At 73.0% G+C, this 16,321-nt stretch carries 12 protein-coding genes; 7 read left to right on the top strand and 5 right to left on the bottom strand.

The window, feature by feature from the left end; translation table 11 throughout:
- The first annotated feature begins 306 nt into the window (after positions 1-306).
- The 3 genes from I598_RS16880 (at position 307) to I598_RS16870 (ending at position 3,947) form a co-directional block, all read left to right on the top strand.
- Positions 307-1,824, top strand: coding sequence for an MmgE/PrpD family protein (locus I598_RS16880; protein WP_068204431.1), 1,518 nt, complete (start codon positions 307-309; stop codon positions 1,822-1,824).
- A gap of 10 nt (positions 1,825-1,834) precedes the next feature.
- Positions 1,835-2,746 (top strand): methylisocitrate lyase, encoded by a 912-nt coding sequence (prpB, locus tag I598_RS16875; RefSeq protein WP_068204428.1) that lies wholly within the window; start codon positions 1,835-1,837, stop codon positions 2,744-2,746.
- 64 nt (positions 2,747-2,810) lie between these two features.
- Positions 2,811-3,947: a bifunctional 2-methylcitrate synthase/citrate synthase gene (locus I598_RS16870; protein ID WP_068204425.1), complete on the top strand. Its 1,137-nt coding sequence runs from the start codon at positions 2,811-2,813 to the stop codon at positions 3,945-3,947.
- 13 nt (positions 3,948-3,960) lie between these two features.
- Here the strand turns inward: I598_RS16870 and I598_RS16865 are convergent, their stop codons facing one another.
- From I598_RS16865 to I598_RS16850, 4 genes are all read right to left on the bottom strand, one after another.
- Entirely contained in the window at positions 3,961-4,590 is a 630-nt protein-coding gene (locus tag I598_RS16865; RefSeq protein ID WP_068204422.1) for a CYTH domain-containing protein, read from the bottom strand.
- Positions 4,591-4,673: 83 nt separating this feature from the next.
- The gene (locus I598_RS16860) at positions 4,674-5,522 is read right to left on the bottom strand and encodes a M15 family metallopeptidase (protein WP_068204419.1); all 849 of its coding nucleotides are present in this window, start codon (positions 5,520-5,522) and stop codon (positions 4,674-4,676) included.
- Positions 5,523-5,714: 192 nt separating this feature from the next.
- On the bottom strand, positions 5,715-6,758 hold the full coding sequence (locus tag I598_RS16855) for a hemolysin family protein (protein ID WP_068204416.1): 1,044 nt from the start codon (positions 6,756-6,758) through the stop codon (positions 5,715-5,717).
- Entirely contained in the window at positions 6,755-8,086 is a 1,332-nt protein-coding gene (locus tag I598_RS16850; RefSeq protein ID WP_068205400.1) for a hemolysin family protein, read from the bottom strand. The genes I598_RS16855 and I598_RS16850 overlap by 4 nt, the downstream gene beginning before the upstream one ends.
- 163 nt (positions 8,087-8,249) lie before the next feature.
- On the opposite strand from I598_RS16850, the gene I598_RS16845 reads away from it, so the two are divergent.
- The 3 genes from I598_RS16845 (at position 8,250) to I598_RS16835 (ending at position 14,179) form a co-directional block, all read left to right on the top strand.
- On the top strand, positions 8,250-8,978 hold the full coding sequence (locus tag I598_RS16845; RefSeq protein ID WP_068204413.1) for a response regulator transcription factor: 729 nt from the start codon (positions 8,250-8,252) through the stop codon (positions 8,976-8,978).
- Position 8,979: 1 nt separating this feature from the next.
- A complete protein-coding gene (locus I598_RS16840; RefSeq protein WP_232314208.1) occupies positions 8,980-10,086 on the top strand; it encodes a sensor histidine kinase in 1,107 nt (368 codons plus the stop codon).
- A gap of 256 nt (positions 10,087-10,342) precedes the next feature.
- Positions 10,343-14,179 (top strand): multifunctional oxoglutarate decarboxylase/oxoglutarate dehydrogenase thiamine pyrophosphate-binding subunit/dihydrolipoyllysine-residue succinyltransferase subunit, encoded by a 3,837-nt coding sequence (locus I598_RS16835; protein ID WP_068205398.1) that lies wholly within the window; start codon positions 10,343-10,345, stop codon positions 14,177-14,179.
- 111 nt (positions 14,180-14,290) lie between these two features.
- On the opposite strand, the gene I598_RS16830 is transcribed toward I598_RS16835, so the two are convergent.
- A complete protein-coding gene (locus I598_RS16830) occupies positions 14,291-15,283 on the bottom strand; it encodes an aldo/keto reductase (protein ID WP_068204408.1) in 993 nt (330 codons plus the stop codon).
- Between the two features lie 77 nt (positions 15,284-15,360).
- On the opposite strand from I598_RS16830, the gene I598_RS16825 reads away from it, so the two are divergent.
- A complete protein-coding gene (locus tag I598_RS16825; protein ID WP_068204406.1) occupies positions 15,361-16,284 on the top strand; it encodes an aldose 1-epimerase family protein in 924 nt (307 codons plus the stop codon).
- The last annotated feature ends 37 nt before the right edge of the window (positions 16,285-16,321 follow it).

The following is a 16,321-nucleotide window of genomic DNA, read 5'->3' as shown; positions in this document are numbered from 1 at the left end:
CCCTCCGTGCAGGAGGTCCGGCCCGAACATGAGCGGACACGTTACCGACAGTTGCCCCGCGCATCATCTTTCGTGGGGCCCGGCGGCGCCGCGGAACGCTGCTCCGCACCGCGCTGACGCACGGCTGACGTGCGGCGACACCACCGGTGGCGCCAGGATCGTGAAGCCGACCACACGCCTCGTCCACGGGCGTCCTGCGCACCGGTTACCCGGTACCGGCGTGGACGGCTCGACGGTGTCGCGTTAGGTTCCAGGGGCGCCCTGACATCGGGCAGCGACGACGCTCCCCGCGACCCGGAGGACCCCATGATCGACCACACCGTCCGCGTGTACCGACCCGACGAGCCCCTGGACCGCACGGATCAGCTCGCCTGGAAGATCGCGGAGGTGGCCGCCGAGCGGCTCGACCCGACGCCGGACGTCACCGACATGGTGATCAACCGCGTCATCGACAACGCGGCGGTGGCGACGGCGTCGCTGGGACGGGCGCCGATCCTGGCGGCCCGCGCGCAGGCGGAGGCGCACCCGGTGTCACGGGGCGGCGCGGGCGCGACGATCTTCGGGTCCGGCGAGCGCACGAGCCCCGAGTGGGCGGCGTGGGCGAACGGCGTGGCGGTGCGCGAGCTGGACTTCCACGACACGTTCCTCGCGGCGGACTACTCGCACCCGGGCGACAACGTCCCGCCGATCCTGGCGGTGGCGCAGCACCTGGGCCGCAGCGGCGCGGACCTGCTGCGCGGCATCGTCACCGGGTACGAGATCCAGGTCGACCTCGTCAAGGGCATCTGCCTGCACGAGCACAAGATCGACCACGTGGCGCACCTCGGCCCGAGCGCGGCGGCCGGCATCGGCACCCTGCTGGGACTCGACACCGAGACCGTCTACCAGGCGGTCGGGCAGGCGCTGCACACGACGACCGCCACCCGCCAGTCCCGCAAGGGCGAGATCTCCACGTGGAAGGCGCACGCCCCCGCCTTCGCCGGGAAGCTGGCCGTGGAGGCCGTCGACCGGGCGATGCGCGGCCAGACCTCCCCCAGCCCGATCTACGAGGGCACCGACGGCGTCATCGCCTGGCTGCTGTCCGGCCCCGACGCGCAGTACACGGTGCCGCTGCCCGCCGCCGGCGAGCCGCGCACCGCCATCCTCGACACGTACACCAAGGAGCACTCCGCCGAGTACCAGGCGCAGGCCTGGATCGACCTGGCGCGCCGCCTCGGCCGCGAGCGCCCCGAGCTGCGCGACCCCGCCGCGGTGCGGTCGGTGGTGCTGCACACCAGCCACCACACGCACTTCGTCATCGGCTCCGGCTCGGGCGACCCGCAGAAGTACGACCCGACGGCCAGCCGCGAGACGCTCGACCACTCGATCCCGTACATCTTCACCGTCGCGCTGCAGGACGGCGCCTGGGACCACGTGGCCAGCTACGCCCCCGAGCGGGCGGGACGCCCGGACACCGTCGGGCTGTGGGGCAGGGTCACCACGGCCGAGGACCCGGAGTGGACGCGCCGGTACCACTCGTCCGACCCGGCGGAGAAGTCGTTCGGCGGACGGGTCGAGATCGAGCTGGTCGACGGCTCGCGGGTCGTCGAGGAGATCGCCGTCGCCGACGCGCACCCGCTCGGCGCGCGCCCGTTCGGGCGCGAGCAGTACGTCGCGAAGTTCCGCACCCTGGCCGCCGGCGTCCTGGCGGACGACGAGGTCGAACGGTTCCTCGACGTCGCGCAGCGCCTGCCCGACCTCACGGCCGACGAGCTGGCCGGCCTCACCGTGGCACCCCTCGTCGACCCCGCCACCACCGCGCCCGCCACCCGCGGCATCTTCTGAGGAGGTCCGGATGCTGTACTCGACCCTCACCCCCGCGGCGAAGCGCGCGGCGTTCCGCGAGCGCCTCCGCGCCGGCGGGCTCCTCCAGCTCCCCGGGGCGTTCAACCCCCTGTCCGCGCGCCTCGTCGAGCGCAAGGGCTACGACGGCGTCTACCTGTCCGGCGCCGTCGTCGCCGCCGACCTGGGCCTGCCCGACGTCGGCCTGACGACCCTCACCGAGGTCGCGGGCCGGGCCGCGCAGGTCGCCCGGGTGACGGACCTGCCCGTGCTGGTCGACGCCGACACCGGGTTCGGCGAGGCGATGAACGTCGCCCGGACGGTCCAGACCCTGGAGGACGCCGGGGTCGCCGGCCTGCACGTCGAGGACCAGGTCAACCCGAAGCGGTGCGGGCACCTCGACGGCAAGCAGGTCGTCGACGACGCCACCGCGCTGCAGCGGATCCGCTCGGCCGCGACGGCCCGGCGCGACGAGAACCTGCTCATCATGGCGCGCACCGACATCCGGGCCGGGGCCGGCCTGGAGGCCACGATCGACCGGGCCCGAGCCCTGGTGGACGCCGGCGCGGACGCCGTGTTCCCGGAGGCGCTGCGCGACCTGGACGAGTTCGAGGCCGTCGCCGCGGCCCTCGACGTGCCCGTGCTGGCCAACATGACGGAGTTCGGCAGGTCCGAGCTGTTCACCGCCGCGCAGCTGCGCGACGCGGGCGTCGCGCTCGTCATCTACCCCGTCTCGCTGCTGCGGCTCGCGATGGGCGCCGCCGACCGCGCCCTCGACGACCTGCGCACCGAGGGCTCGCTCTCCTCCCACGTGGAGCACATGCAGACCCGTGCCGAGCTGTACGACCTGCTCGACTACCCGGCGTACACCGCGTTCGACGCGGGCGTCTACGACTTCTCCCTCGAGGAGCACCACCACCAGTGACCCGGCTGCGCCGCCGGGCACCATCCCGCCCGGCGCGCGACGTCATCCGAGCAAAGGAGCACCGATGACCGACTCCCCCACCCCCGAGGTCCACCGCGGCCTCGCCGGCGTCGTCGCCGACACCACGGCGATCTCGAAGGTCGACCCGGACAGCAACTCGCTGCTGTACCGCGGCTACCCCGTGCAGGACCTCGCCACCACCCAGCCGTTCGAGGCGGTCGCGCACCTGCTGTGGCACGGCGAGCTGCCCACCGCCGCCGAGCTCGCCGAGCTCGAGTCCCTCGAACGGTCCCTGCGCCCGATGGACGAGCGCACCCGCCGCGTGATCGACGACCTCCCCCGGGACGCCCACCCGATGGACGTGGTGCGGACCGCGGTCAGCCAGCTCGGCGGGCTCGACGCCACCCTGCTGCGCGACGGCGGAGTCCTCGACCCCGAGCTGAACCGCGGCCGTGCCGTCTACCTGCTCGCCCAGCTCCCCGGCATCGTCGCCTACGGGCAGCGACGGCGGCACGGCCTCGACCCGGTCCCCCCGCGCGACGACCTCGACGTCGCCCGCAACTTCCTGTGGCAGACGTTCGGCGAGGTGCCCGACGACGTCGTCGTCGACGCGTTCCGCACCTCGCTCGTGCTGTACGCCGAGCACTCGTTCAACGCGTCCACGTTCACCGCGCGCGTCGTCGCCTCCACGCTGTCCGACGTCTACTCGGCGGTCACCGCCGCCGTCGGCGCCCTCAAGGGGCCGCTGCACGGCGGCGCGAACGAGGCCGTGATGCACGCGTTCGCCGAGATCGGCAGCGCCGACCGGGCCGAGGCGTGGCTCGACGACGCGCTCGCCGCGAAGCGCAAGGTCATGGGGTTCGGGCACCGCGTCTACCGGCACGGCGACTCCCGCGTGCCGTCGATGAAGGCGGCGCTCGACGCCCTGGTGGAGCACTACGACCGGCCCGACCTCGCCGCGCTGTACGACACGCTGGAGGCGGCCTTCGTCGCCCGCAAGGGCATCTACCCGAACCTCGACTACCCCGCGGGCCCCGCCTACCACCTCATGGGGTTCGACACCGAGACCTTCACGCCGATCTTCGTCGCCGCGCGGATCGTCGGCTGGACGGCGCACGTCGCCGAGCAGCAGGCCGCGAACTCCCTCATCCGCCCCCTGTCGGCGTACACCGGCCCCGAGCGACGCGACGTCCCCCGCTGAGGCCCCGACGGTCCTAGGTGGCGTCGATGGAGGTGTTCTCGCCGAAGTCCTCGCGGAACCGGGGCCCGGTCCGGGCCAGCTCCTGCGCGTAGTCGGTGGCCCACTCGGCGTACGGCTGCACGGCGAGGGACTCGTTGGAGAAGCGGCGGTCGTCGGTGATCTCCGTGACGCAGAAGTCGGGGATCTGCAGGCCGGTGACGGGCCCGGACCGCTCGCACTCGGCGACGATCAACGGGTGGTTCGCGCCGCCGAACACGTCGATCGACCAGCCGTCCGCGCCGATCCACGCGGCGTAGCGGGTCTTGACGACGCGGGCGCCGCCGCGCCGGACGAGCTCGAGCGCGACCAGCGGGTCGAGCTCGCGCTCGGCCTCGTACCGCGTTCCTCCCGCGGACGGCCCCTTGACCGTGACGGCGGCGAAGTCGACGCGGTCGCGGACGGCGTCGAGCACGTCGGCGGGGTCGCTCTGCGCGTCGAGCCGGCCGTCCACGCCGCCGGCCTGCACCCGCACGCGCAGCGCGTACCCGCCGTCGGACAGGAAGTAGGACTGGACGATCAGCGACGGCGCGTCACGGAGCGCGTCGGGGAGCGTGCGCACGAGGAAGCGGCGCTCGAACTCGAAGTCGGTGTACGCGGTGGCCATGCTGCCGACACTACGGCCTCGGGGCCCGCGGGGTGCGGGCGCACGCAGGACGGGTGGTGCGCGCGGTGTGGCGCGCTCCGGCGTCAGTGCCAGGTGGTGATCTGCTCCACGCCCGGTCGGTACTCCCAGTGCCAGGGCTCGTACTTGCCGGAGCCGCCGCGCTGCGCCCACGGGGGGTTCTCCCAGCCGTAGGCGGGGGCGTTGTCCCACAGCCAGCTGTAGACCTCGGAGCTGCCGGTCTCCTTGGAGCACAGGTCGATGGCGAGCCCCCAGCCGTGCATGGAGGTGCCGGGGGTGGCGGCGAGGTAGCCGCGGCTGGCCTTGACGGAGTACTGGGAGGACAGCGAGCGGTAGCTGTCGACGAGGCACAGGTTGCGACCGAAGCGGGCGCTGAAGGCCTCGTTGAGGGCGGAGAGCGCGATGGCGGCGTCCGGCTGGAGCTGCTCGCCGTCCTGCCAGAGGGCGCACAGGGAGTGGTCGGCGAGCTGGCCGTTGCCGCCGTCCACCGACGCGTCGCCGTCACAGTTCGGCAGCGGCTCGCGCTCGCTCGAGGCACGGCTGGCAGCGGCGACGCTGCGCTCGCGCGGGGCGGCGGCGATGGCGGCCGACGTCGCGGGAGCGGTGCTGCCGGACCGCAGGACCGCGAGGGTGGAGGGCCCGGTGGGCGCGGACTCGAGGTCGAACGGCGACCGGGCCTCGCTGTCGGCGGTGGCCGTCAACGGGGCGGCGATGGTCGCGGCCGCGAGGGAGCCCAGCACGGTGACGCGAGTGACCCAGGTGTGGCCGGGCGAGGCGGCGTGGACGCCGCGGGAGCGGGTGCGCGAGGCGGGGGCGGTGCGGCGAGGGGTGCGACCGGCGAGGGCCTCCTCGGCCTCGCGGATCTCCCGACGGGAGCGCGGGACGGTGCTGCCGTCCGGCGACGTCGTGCCCACGACACCTCCTGCCTCAGCCACGTCCGTGGCACCGCCTCGATCTGGTTCGCGACCTGCGACGACACGCCCCGGGCCCGGCCGGGGCCCCGGGTCGCCGCCGGTCCGTGACCGCACACTAGCGGTGAGCAGGCTCACGGCCAAGTCCCGTGTTGTTCAGCACTTGTTCACGGCCGTCCGCGCGCCGCCGGGGGCTCACCGGCGACGCTGCATCGCGTCACGGACCTCGCCCACGAGCTCCTCGAGGATGTCCTCGAGGAACACCACGCCGACGGTCCGTCCGCCGTCCTCGACGCGGGCGAGGTGCGCGCCGGAGCGCTGCATGGCGCGCAGCGCCTCCTCGACCTCGTCGCCGGGGGCCACGGCCGCCATCGCGCGGAAACGCCACGACGGGACCGGTCGCGACCGGTTGCCGTTCGTCGCGTACAGCACGTCCTTGAGGTGCAGGTAGCCGATCAGGGTGCCCGGCTCGCCGTCGTCGCAGAGCGGGAACCTGCTGTACCCGGTGCGCGAGACGAGGTGCTCGACGTCGTCGGGCGTGGCCGCCGGCGTCAGGGTGACGAGGTCCGCGAGCGGGACCATGACGTCCGCGGCGGTGCGCGAGGAGAACTCGATGGCACCGGTCAGCAGGCCCTGGTCGTCGTCGAGGACGCCCTCGGCGCGCGAGTGCTCGACGATGGACTGGACCTCCTCGACGGTGAACGCGGAGGCGACCTCGTCCTTGGGCTCGACCCCGAGCAGGCGCACGCAGTGGTTCGCCACCCAGTTGAGGGCGACGATGACGGGCTTGAGGACGCGCGCGATGAGCACGAGCGGCGGGGCGAACCACAGCGCGGCGCTCTCGGGGCCCGACACGGCGAGGTTCTTCGGGACCATCTCGCCGAGCACGACGTGCAGGTAGACGACGATCGCGAGGGCGATCACCACGGCGACCGGGTGCACGAGCTGCTCGGGGACGCCCAGGGCCTCGAACGGACCCTCGAGCAGGTGCGCGAGAGCCGGCTCGGCGATGATGCCCAGGCCGGTCGAGCAGACGGTGATGCCGAGCTGGGCGCAGGCCAGCATGAGGGACACGTGCTCCATCGCCCACAGGACGACCTTGGCGCGCTTCTCCCCCGCCTCCGCGCGCGGCTCGATGGTGCTGCGACGCACGGACAGCACGGCGAACTCCGCGCCGACGAAGAACGCGTTGGCGGCGAGCAGCAGCACGCCGAGCAGCAGGGCGGTCCCGGTGCTCACGCCGTCACCTCCCGCACGCGCAGACGCTCGACGCGACGGGTCTCGACGACCTCGACGCGCAGCGCGACGCCGTCGACCACGACCTCGTCGCCGGCCTCGGGGAGCCGGCCGAGCCGGTCCATGACGAGGCCGGCCAGGGTCTCGTAGGTGGTGCCCTCGGGCACGCGCAGCCCGGTGGTCTCCCGGAGCTCGTCGGGGCGCAGCACGCCGGGCACGCCCCAGGAGCCGTCCGCCTGCCGCGCCACGCCGCCGCGCCGGCGGTCGTGCTCGTCGGCGACGTCGCCCACCAGCTCCTCCACGACGTCCTCCAGCGTGACCACGCCGGAGGTCCCGCCGTACTCGTCGACGACGACCGCCATCTGCAGGCCCAGCCCGCGCAGCTCGACGAGCAGCGGGCCGAGCGTCACGGTCTCGGGGACGCGCGGGGCGTCCGTCATGAGGGCGGCGGCGGGCACGTCGTGGCGACGCTCGAACGGCACGCCGACGGCGCGGCGCAGGTGCACCAGGCCGACGACGTCGTCCCGGTCGTCGCCGATGACGGGGAACCGCGAGTGCCCGGTGCGGTGGGCCAGCGCCACCACCTCGGTCGCGCTGGTGTCCCGGTCGACGACGGACATGCGGGTGCGGTCGGTCATGACGTCACGCGCGGTGAGCTCGTCCAGCTCGAGGGAGTTGGCGAGCAGGGTCGCGGTGCCGGCCTCCAGGGTGCCCTCCCGGGCGGAGCGCCGCACGAGCGAGATCAGCTCGGACGCCGAGCGCGCGCCGGACAGCTCCTCGCGGGGCTCGACGCCGACCCGGCGCAGGATCGCGTTCGCGGAGCTGTTGAGCACGCGGATGAGCGGACCGCACACGATCGTGAACACCCGCTGCAGCGGGACGACGGCGCGAGCCGTGGCGTGCGGGGCCGACAGCGCGAAGTTCTTGGGGACCAGCTCGCCGAACAGCATGGAGAAGCCGTTGACCACCAGCAGGGCGAGCACGCCCGCGAGGACGGCCGCGACGCCCTCGCCGAGGGCGGTGGAGGCAAGGCCCGCGCCGAACAGCGACAGCAGGGCCGGCTGGGCGGTGTAGCCCAGCAGGATCGTGGTGACGGTGATGCCGACCTGGGCCGAGCTGAGCTCGGTCGACAGGCTCTTCAGCCCGGAGCGGACGATGCGGTCCCGTCGATCGGGAGGCGTCCGGCCGGGCGACGGACTGTCGCCCTCCTCGTCGTCGGCCCCCACGACCGCGGGGTCCAACGTCACCAGGGAGAACTCGCTCGCCACGAAGATCGCGGTACCGGCGGTGAGCAGCACGCCGACACCGATGAGGAGCACTTCGGTCAGCACGGTGCGCACCGCCGCGCGGTATATCGACTGTCGTCCATCGTGGAGAGATGGTAGCCGGTCGTCCCGCCCGGTGTCCCGTCCGGGGCCGCCCCGTGGCCCGGTGACGGTCGCCACGCCAGCCGATGCCCAGCGAAACCTCAGGTTCAGCATGCAAGATGGACGCATGACCACCACTTCGAGCGGCACGGCCCAGGGCCAGCAGCACGCCACGGTGCTCGTCGTCGAGGACGAGCCGGCCATCGCGACGGCCATCGCGCAGCGACTCTCCGCGGAGGGCTGGCGGGTCGAGGTCGCCCGCGACGGCCTCTCGGGCGTCGACGCCGCGGCGCGCCTGCACCCCGACGCCGTGGTGCTGGACGTCATGCTGCCGGGCATCGACGGCCTGGAGGTCTGCCGCCGCATCCAGGCCGACCACCCCACGCCGATCCTCATGCTGACGGCGCGCGACGACGAGACGGACATGATCATCGGGCTCGGCGTCGGTGCCGACGACTACATGACCAAGCCGTTCTCCATGCGCGAGCTCGTGGCCCGCGTCAAGGCGCTGCTGCGCCGCGTCGAGCGCGCGGCGCAGGCCGCCGCGTCCGCGCCGAGCGACCCGCCGCTGGTGGCGGGCGACGTGACGATCGACCGCGCCCAGCGCCGGGTCCACCGGGGCACCGAGGAGGTGCACCTCACGCCGACGGAGTTCGAGCTGCTGGTCATGCTGGCCAGCTCGCCCAAGACCGTCCAGACGCGCGAGCGGCTGCTCGCCGAGGTCTGGGACTGGGCCGACGCGTCCGGCACCCGCACGGTGGACTCCCACATCAAGGCGCTGCGCCGCAAGCTGGGACCGGAGCTGATCCGCACCGTGCACGGCGTCGGCTACGCGTTCGAGCCGCCGGCGGGCTGACGTGCCCGAGGTGCACGACGACGGCGCCCGACGGCGCGACCACCGGCTGCCCGACGTCCGCCCGCTCGACCCGGTCCACTCGCTCAAGGCGAAGCTGGGCCTGCTGGTCGTGGCGAGCGTGACGGTCGCGGTGCTCATCACGTGGATCGGGCTGCGCAACGAGCTCGGCCCGAGCCGCACGTTCCCGCTGGCGATCATCGTCTCGCTGGTGCTCACCCAGCTCCTGGCACGGGGCATGACGTCGCCGCTGCGGGAGATGACCGGGGCGGCACAGGTGATGGCGGACGGCGACTACTCGGTCCGGGTGCGCTCGACGAGCCGCGACGAGGTGGGCCAGCTCGCGCTGGCGTTCAACACGATGGCGCGCGACCTCGAGGCGTCCGACCGGGTGCGGCGCGACCTCATCGCGAACGTCTCGCACGAGCTGCGCACGCCGGTGGCGGCGCTCCAGGCGCAGCTGGAGAACCTGGTGGACGGCGTGACGGAACCGACGCCGGCCGCGCTGGAGCTGTCGCTGGAGCAGACGGAGCGCCTCACCCGGCTGGTCACCTACCTGCTGGACCTCTCGCGCGTGGAGGCGGGCGCGTCGGCGCTGGTGCTCGGCGAGTTCTCCGTCGGCGACTTCCTGGAGGAGTGCGCGGAGGCGGTGTCGATGGTGGACGCCGCCAAGGGCCTGACCTACGTCGTGGACGTCACCCCGGAGGACCTCTCCCTGGAGGCCGACGTCGAGCGGCTGCGGCAGGTCGTGACGAACCTGCTGCAGAACGCGATCCGGCACTCGCCGTTCGGGGGCACGGTCCGGCTCGACGCCTACCCGGTGGACGACTCCGTGGTGATCGAGGTGGGCGACGAGGGTCCCGGCATCGCGCCGGAGGACCGCGACCGAGTGTTCGAGCGGTTCGCGCGGGGGACGACCGGGGCCCGCCCGCACGTGGGGTCGAGCGGCGGCACGGGGATCGGCCTCGCGATCGTGCGCTGGGCGGTCGACCTGCACGGCGGGCACGTGGAGGTGGCCGACACCCCGTCGGGCGCGACCATGCGCGTGACCCTGCCCGCGGTGGCCCGGCCGGCCCCCGGGGTGTCGACCGAGACCCCGGCAGATCAGTGATCTCTGTCACACCCACGGCCTGACCGGGCTCTCGACCAGGCGTTCGCATGACGGCGTTCGACGCGATGACGCCTCGCCCTTTCCCCGCCTATTACCCGACCCTCACGTCCCGGTGGGACTGGCCGCCGCGGGCCACCTCCGGCGGCCCCGCGGCCGCGAGGTCGCGGTGGCGAAGGGCCTACCCTTGGAAGGTGCTCGGGAACCTTCCTGGGCGCGACCGTCAACGAAGCAATGTGGGAAAGTGGGCGAACCGGGCGTGGCATCCCCTCAGGCTGGGTCAGAGTCGATCAACGCCGAAAGCGCGTCGTTCGGGGCGAACGAGTGGCTCGTGGACGAGCTCTACGAGCAGTACCTCCAGGACAAGAACGCGGTCGACCCCGCGTGGTGGGACTTCTTCGCCGACTACACGCCGGGCGAGTCGTCCGACGGGACGTCCGCGTCGAGCAGCCCGGCCGCCCCCGCGGCCCCTGCCACCCCCGCAGCGTCGGCGGCCCCCGCGTCGTCCCCGGCCCCGGCGCAGCCCGCCGCGTCGCCGAGCGCGGCGTCGTCCGCGTCGGAGGGCACCGCGGCCGCCGAGGTCTCGCAGCCCGCCGCCGCCGCACCGGTGCCCGCCGACCCCGAGGTGTCCGCGGTCCGGCCCGTCGCCGAGGCCATGCCCTCGACCGCGCCCTACGCCGAGGTCGCGCGCCACAAGCCGCGCACCGACGACGAGGACGCGACCGACGACAAGCAGAAGCTCCGCGGCCCCGCGGCGCGCGTCGTGACCAACATGGAGTCCTCGCTCGCCGTCCCCACGGCGACGTCGGTGCGCGCCGTGCCCGCCAAGCTCATGGTGGACAACCGCATCGTCATCAACAACCACCTGGCCCGCGGCCGCGGCGGCAAGATCTCGTTCACCCACCTCATCGGCTTCGCGCTCGTCGAGGCGCTGGCCGACATGCCCGTGATGAACGCGCGCTACGAGGAGATCGACGGCAAGCCGGGCGTCGTCCAGCCCGCGCACGTCGGCTTCGGCCTCGCGATCGACCTGGCCAAGCCGGACGGCTCGCGCCAGCTGCTCGTGCCGAGCATCAAGAAGGCCGACGAGCTCGACTTCGCCGGGTTCTGGGCCGCGTACGAGGAGCTCGTGCGCAAGGCCCGCGGCGGCAAGCTGGGCGTCGACGACTTCGCCGGCACCACCATCTCCCTGACGAACCCCGGCGGCATCGGCACCGTGCACTCCGTGCCGCGCCTCATGCAGGGCCAGGGCACCATCATCGGCGTCGGCGCCATGGACTACCCGGCGGAGTTCGCCGGCGCGTCCGAGGAGCGCCTCGCCCGCATGGGCGTGTCGAAGACCATGACGGTCACCTCGACCTACGACCACCGCATCATCCAGGGTGCGCAGTCCGGCGAGTTCCTCAAGATTCTCAGCAACAAGCTGCTCGGTCTGGACGGCTTCTACGACCGCGTGTTCGCGGCGCTGCGGGTGCCCTACGAGCCCGTGCGCTGGGTCCGCGACAACACGAAGGACGCGGACGTCGAGGCGGCCAAGCCCGCCAAGATCGCCGAGCTCATCCACGCGTACCGGTCGCGCGGCCACCTCATGGCCGACACCGACCCGCTGGCCTACCGCCAGCGCAAGCACCCGGACCTGGACATCCAGAACCACGACCTCACGCTGTGGGACCTCGACCGGACGTTCCCGACCGGCGGGTTCGGCGGCACGGCCAAGGCCACGCTGCGCGACACCCTCGGGCTGCTGCGCGACTCGTACTGCCGCTCCATCGGCATCGAGTACATGCACATCTCCGACCCCGCCCAGCGCCGCTGGCTGCAGGACCGGCTGGAGCACGGCTACGCCCGGACGCCGCGCGAGGACCAGCTGCGCATCCTGCGCCGCCTGAACTCGGCCGAGGCGTTCGAGACGTTCCTGCAGACCAAGTACGTCGGCCAGAAGCGCTTCTCGCTGGAGGGCGGCGAGTCCGTCATCCCGCTGCTCGACGCGATCCTGTCGAAGGCGGCCGAGAACGGCCTCGACGAGGTCGGCATCGGCATGGCCCACCGCGGTCGCCTCAACGTGCTCGCGAACATCGCGGGCAAGAGCTACTCGCAGATCTTCGCGGAGTTCGAGGGCCAGCTCGACCCGAAGTCCGTCCAGGGCTCCGGCGACGTGAAGTACCACCTCGGCACCGAGGGCAACTTCACCGCCGAGTCCGGTGCGACGACCAAGGTCTACCTCGCGGCGAACCCGTCGCACCTGGAGGCCGTCGACCCGGTGCTCGAGGGCATCGTGCGCGCCAAGCAGGACCGCATCGACCTGGGCGGCGACGGCTTCTCCGTCCTGCCGATCCTCCTGCACGGCGACGCCGCGTTCGCGGGCCAGGGCGTCGTGCCCGAGGTGCTCAACCTCGCCCAGCTGCGCGGGTACCGCACCGGCGGCACGATCCACGTCGTCATCAACAACCAGGTCGGCTTCACCACCGCCCCGTCGTCGTCGCGCTCCACGACGTACTCGACCGACGTCGCCAAGGGCTACCAGATCCCCGTCTTCCACGTGAACGGCGACGACCCGGAGGCGTGCGTCCGCGTCGCCGAGCTGGCGTTCGCCTACCGGGAGCAGTTCGACCGGGACGTCATCATCGACCTCGTCTGCTACCGCCGCCGCGGCCACAACGAGGGCGACGACCCCTCGATGACCCAGCCGCTGATGTACAACCTCATCGAGTCGAAGCAGTCCGTCCGCAAGCTCTACACGAAGAACCTCGTGGCGCGCGGCGACATCACCGTCGAGGAGGCCGAGCAGGCCCTCCAGGACTACCAGGCGCAGCTCGAGCGCGTCTTCACCGAGACCAAGGGCGGCGGCTACACCGCGCCCGCGGGCACGGAGGAGGTCGCAGGCCTGGAGCGTCCGGAGTCGCAGCGCGAGGACGCCGGCACGATGGTGGGCTGGCGCACCGCGATCTCGCACTCGATGCTGGAGCGCGTCGGCGACGTCCACGTCGCCCCGCCGGAGGGCTTCAACGTCCACCCGAAGCTCGGCAAGCTCCTCGAGAAGCGCCAGATCATGGCCAAGGAGGGCGAGATCGACTGGGGCTTCGGAGAGCTCGTCGCCTTCGGCTCGCTCCTGGCGGAGGGCACCCCGGTGCGTCTCGCGGGCCAGGACTCGCGTCGTGGCACGTTCACGCAGCGGCACGCGGTGCTGCACGACCGTCACACCGGCGCCGAGTGGACGCCGCTGCTGTACCTGTCGGGCGACCAGGCGAAGTTCTGGGTCTACGACTCCTCCCTCAGCGAGTACGCCGCGCTCGGCTTCGAGTACGGCTACTCGGTGGAGCGTCCTGACGCGCTGGTGCTGTGGGAGGCGCAGTTCGGCGACTTCGTCAACGGCGCCCAGACCGTCATCGACGAGTTCATCTCGTCGGCGGAGCAGAAGTGGGGCCAGAGCTCCTCGGTCGTCATGCTGCTCCCCCACGGCTACGAGGGCCAGGGACCGGACCACTCCTCGGCCCGCATCGAGCGGTTCCTCCAGCTCGCCGCCGAGAACAACATGACGGTCGCGCAGCCGTCCACGCCCGCGTCGTACTTCCACCTGCTGCGCAAGCAGGCGTACGACCGCCCGCGTCGTCCGCTGGTCGTCTTCACCCCGAAGCAGCTGCTGCGTCTCAAGGCGGCGGCCTCCGGCGTCGAGGACTTCACGACCGGCACGTTCGAGCCTGTGCTCGGGGACGTCGCGGTCGCCGACGGCAGCATCACCCCGTCGAAGGTCGAGCGCCTCGTGCTGTGCACGGGCCGCGTCTACTACGACCTGCTCGCGGAGCGGGTGAAGCGAGGCGACGACAAGACCGCCCTGGTGCGCCTGGAGCAGCTCTACCCGTTCCCGGAGGAGCAGGTCCGCGAGCAGATCGCCCAGTTCCCGGACGCCGAGGTCGTGTGGGTCCAGGACGAGCCGCAGAACCAGGGCGCCTGGTCCTACCTGCACCTGGCGCTGCCGACCGACCTGCCGCGCGTCGAGGTCATCTCGCGTCCCGCGTCCGCCTCCACGGCGGCGGGTACCGCGAAGCGGCACAAGGAGGAGCAGGCGGTCCTGCTGGAGCGCGTCTTCACCCGCTGACGCCGGGACGTCGACGGAGTCGACGAAAGGGCCCGGCAGCCTCGCGGCTGCCGGGCCCTTGTCGTGCTGCCCGTCCGGCGACGGCCCGGGAGCGGGGCGCCGCCGGGCGGATCACCAGCGGTCGTGCACGTGCTCGCGGATCGCGTCGTCGTAGATCTCCTTGACGCCCGCCGCGAAGAGCGGACCGAGGACGTCGGCGTCGCCGGCCGCGGCGTTGAGCCGCGCCTGCTCGGGGTTGCGGGCACCCGGGATGACGGTGGAGACGCCGGGGCGCTGCCACACCCACGCGAGCGCCGCCTGGGCCGGGGTGAGGTCGCCGGGGAGGTCCGCGGCCAGCGCCGTGAACCGCTGCGCGGCCTCGACCCCCGTCTCGAACGGCACGCCGGAGAACGTCTCGCCGACGTCGAACGCGTCGCCGGAGCGGTTGAAGGTGCGGTGGTCGTCGTCGGCGAACGTCGTCTCCGCGGTGTAGCGGCCCGACAGCAGGCCGGACGCGAGCGGGACGCGCGCGATGATCCCGACCCCGGCCGCCGAGGCGGCGGGCAGCACCTGCTCCAGGGGCTTGTGGCGGAACGCGTTGAGGATGACCTGCACGGACGCCACGCCCGGCCGGGCGATCGCGGCGAGCGCCTGGTCGACCGTCTCGACCGAGACGCCGTACGCGGCGGTCACGCCGTCGGCGACGAGGGTGTCGAGGGCGTCGTAGACCTCGTCGTCGGTGACCACGGCGCTCGGCGGGCAGTGCAGCTGCACGAGGTCGAGGCGCTCGACCCCGAGGTTCTTGCGGGACCGGTCGGTCCACTGCCGGAAGTTGTCGAGGACGTAGCTCTGCGGCACCTGGTCGGCGCGGCGACCCATCTTCGTGGCGACGGTGATCCCGGCGTCGGCGTGGTCGGCGAGGAAGCCGCCGATGATCTGCTCGCTACGACCGTCGCCGTAGACGTCGGCGGTGTCGTAGAACGTCACGCCGTGCTCGAGCGAGGTCTCCAGCACCGCACGGGCGTCCTCCTCGCTCACGTCGCCCCAGTCGGCGCCGAGCTGCCAGGTTCCGAGGCCGACGACGGAGACCATCCGTCCGGTCCGTCCGAGCACCCGCTGTTGCATCTGTGTCCTCCAAGGTGGGGTCGACTCCACACGGTACGCGTACCCCGTCCGGCTGGCTCTCCGACTACCGTGTGAGGGTGAACACGACCCTTGAGACCGCCGCGCCGTCCGGTACGCAGCACCGGATCGCCGCCGGCGAGCACACCGCCACGATCACCGAGGTGGGCGCCATGGTGCGCGAGTACCGCGTCGGTGACGTGGACGTCTTCGTCCCCTTCGGCGTCGACGAGCCGTCCCCCGTCTACAACGCCGCGGTGCTGGTGCCGTGGCCGAACCGGCTGCGCGACGGCCGGTACACGGTGGACGGCGAGACGTTCCAGCTGCCGCTGAACGAGCCGGACCGTGGCACCGCCCTGCACGGCCTGGGCTGCTGGTACCGGTGGGAGCTCGTGGAGGCCGCCGCCGACCGGGTGACCCTCGAGCTCGCCCTGCCCGCCCAGAAGGGGTGGCCGTTCCAGCTCACCTCGCGCGTGACGTACCGGGTGGACGCCGTGGACGGTCTGGAGGTGCGCGTCCGGACGACCAACGTGGCCGGTGGGAGCGCTCCCTACGGCGTCGGGTTCCACCCGTGGCTGTCGACCGGCGGCGCGGACCTCGACGACTGCGTCGTCCGCCTCGACGCCACCGAGCACGTGACGGTCGACGACCGCCTGCTGCCGACCGGCGTCGAGCCCGTCACCGGGGACCACGACCTGCGCGCCCCGCGGCCGCTGAAGGGCCTCGACCTGGACGACGCCTGGGTGGGAGCCGTCCGTGACGCCGACGGCCTGTCCTGGTGCCTGCTGGAGCGTCCCGACGGCTCCACCGCCGCGGTGTGGATGGACTCCTCGATGGACTGCTGGCAGGTCTGCTCGGCCGACCACATCGCCGGCCACGAGCGGTTCGGCCTCGCCGCCGAGCCGATGAGCTGCTACGCGGACGCCTTCAACTCCGGGGACCGCCTGGTGCACCTGGGCCCCGGCGAGTCGCACGAGGTGCGCTGGGGCGCGACCCTGCGCTGAGCCCGCCCGCGCCGCACCGCCCGGCCGTTCCGGGACG

This window comes from Isoptericola dokdonensis DS-3, assembly GCF_001636295.1.
Lineage (GTDB): Bacteria > Actinomycetota > Actinomycetes > Actinomycetales > Cellulomonadaceae > Isoptericola > Isoptericola dokdonensis.
The sequence above is the reverse complement of the archived record's forward strand: the minus strand, read 5'-3'. Positions and strand labels throughout refer to the sequence as shown.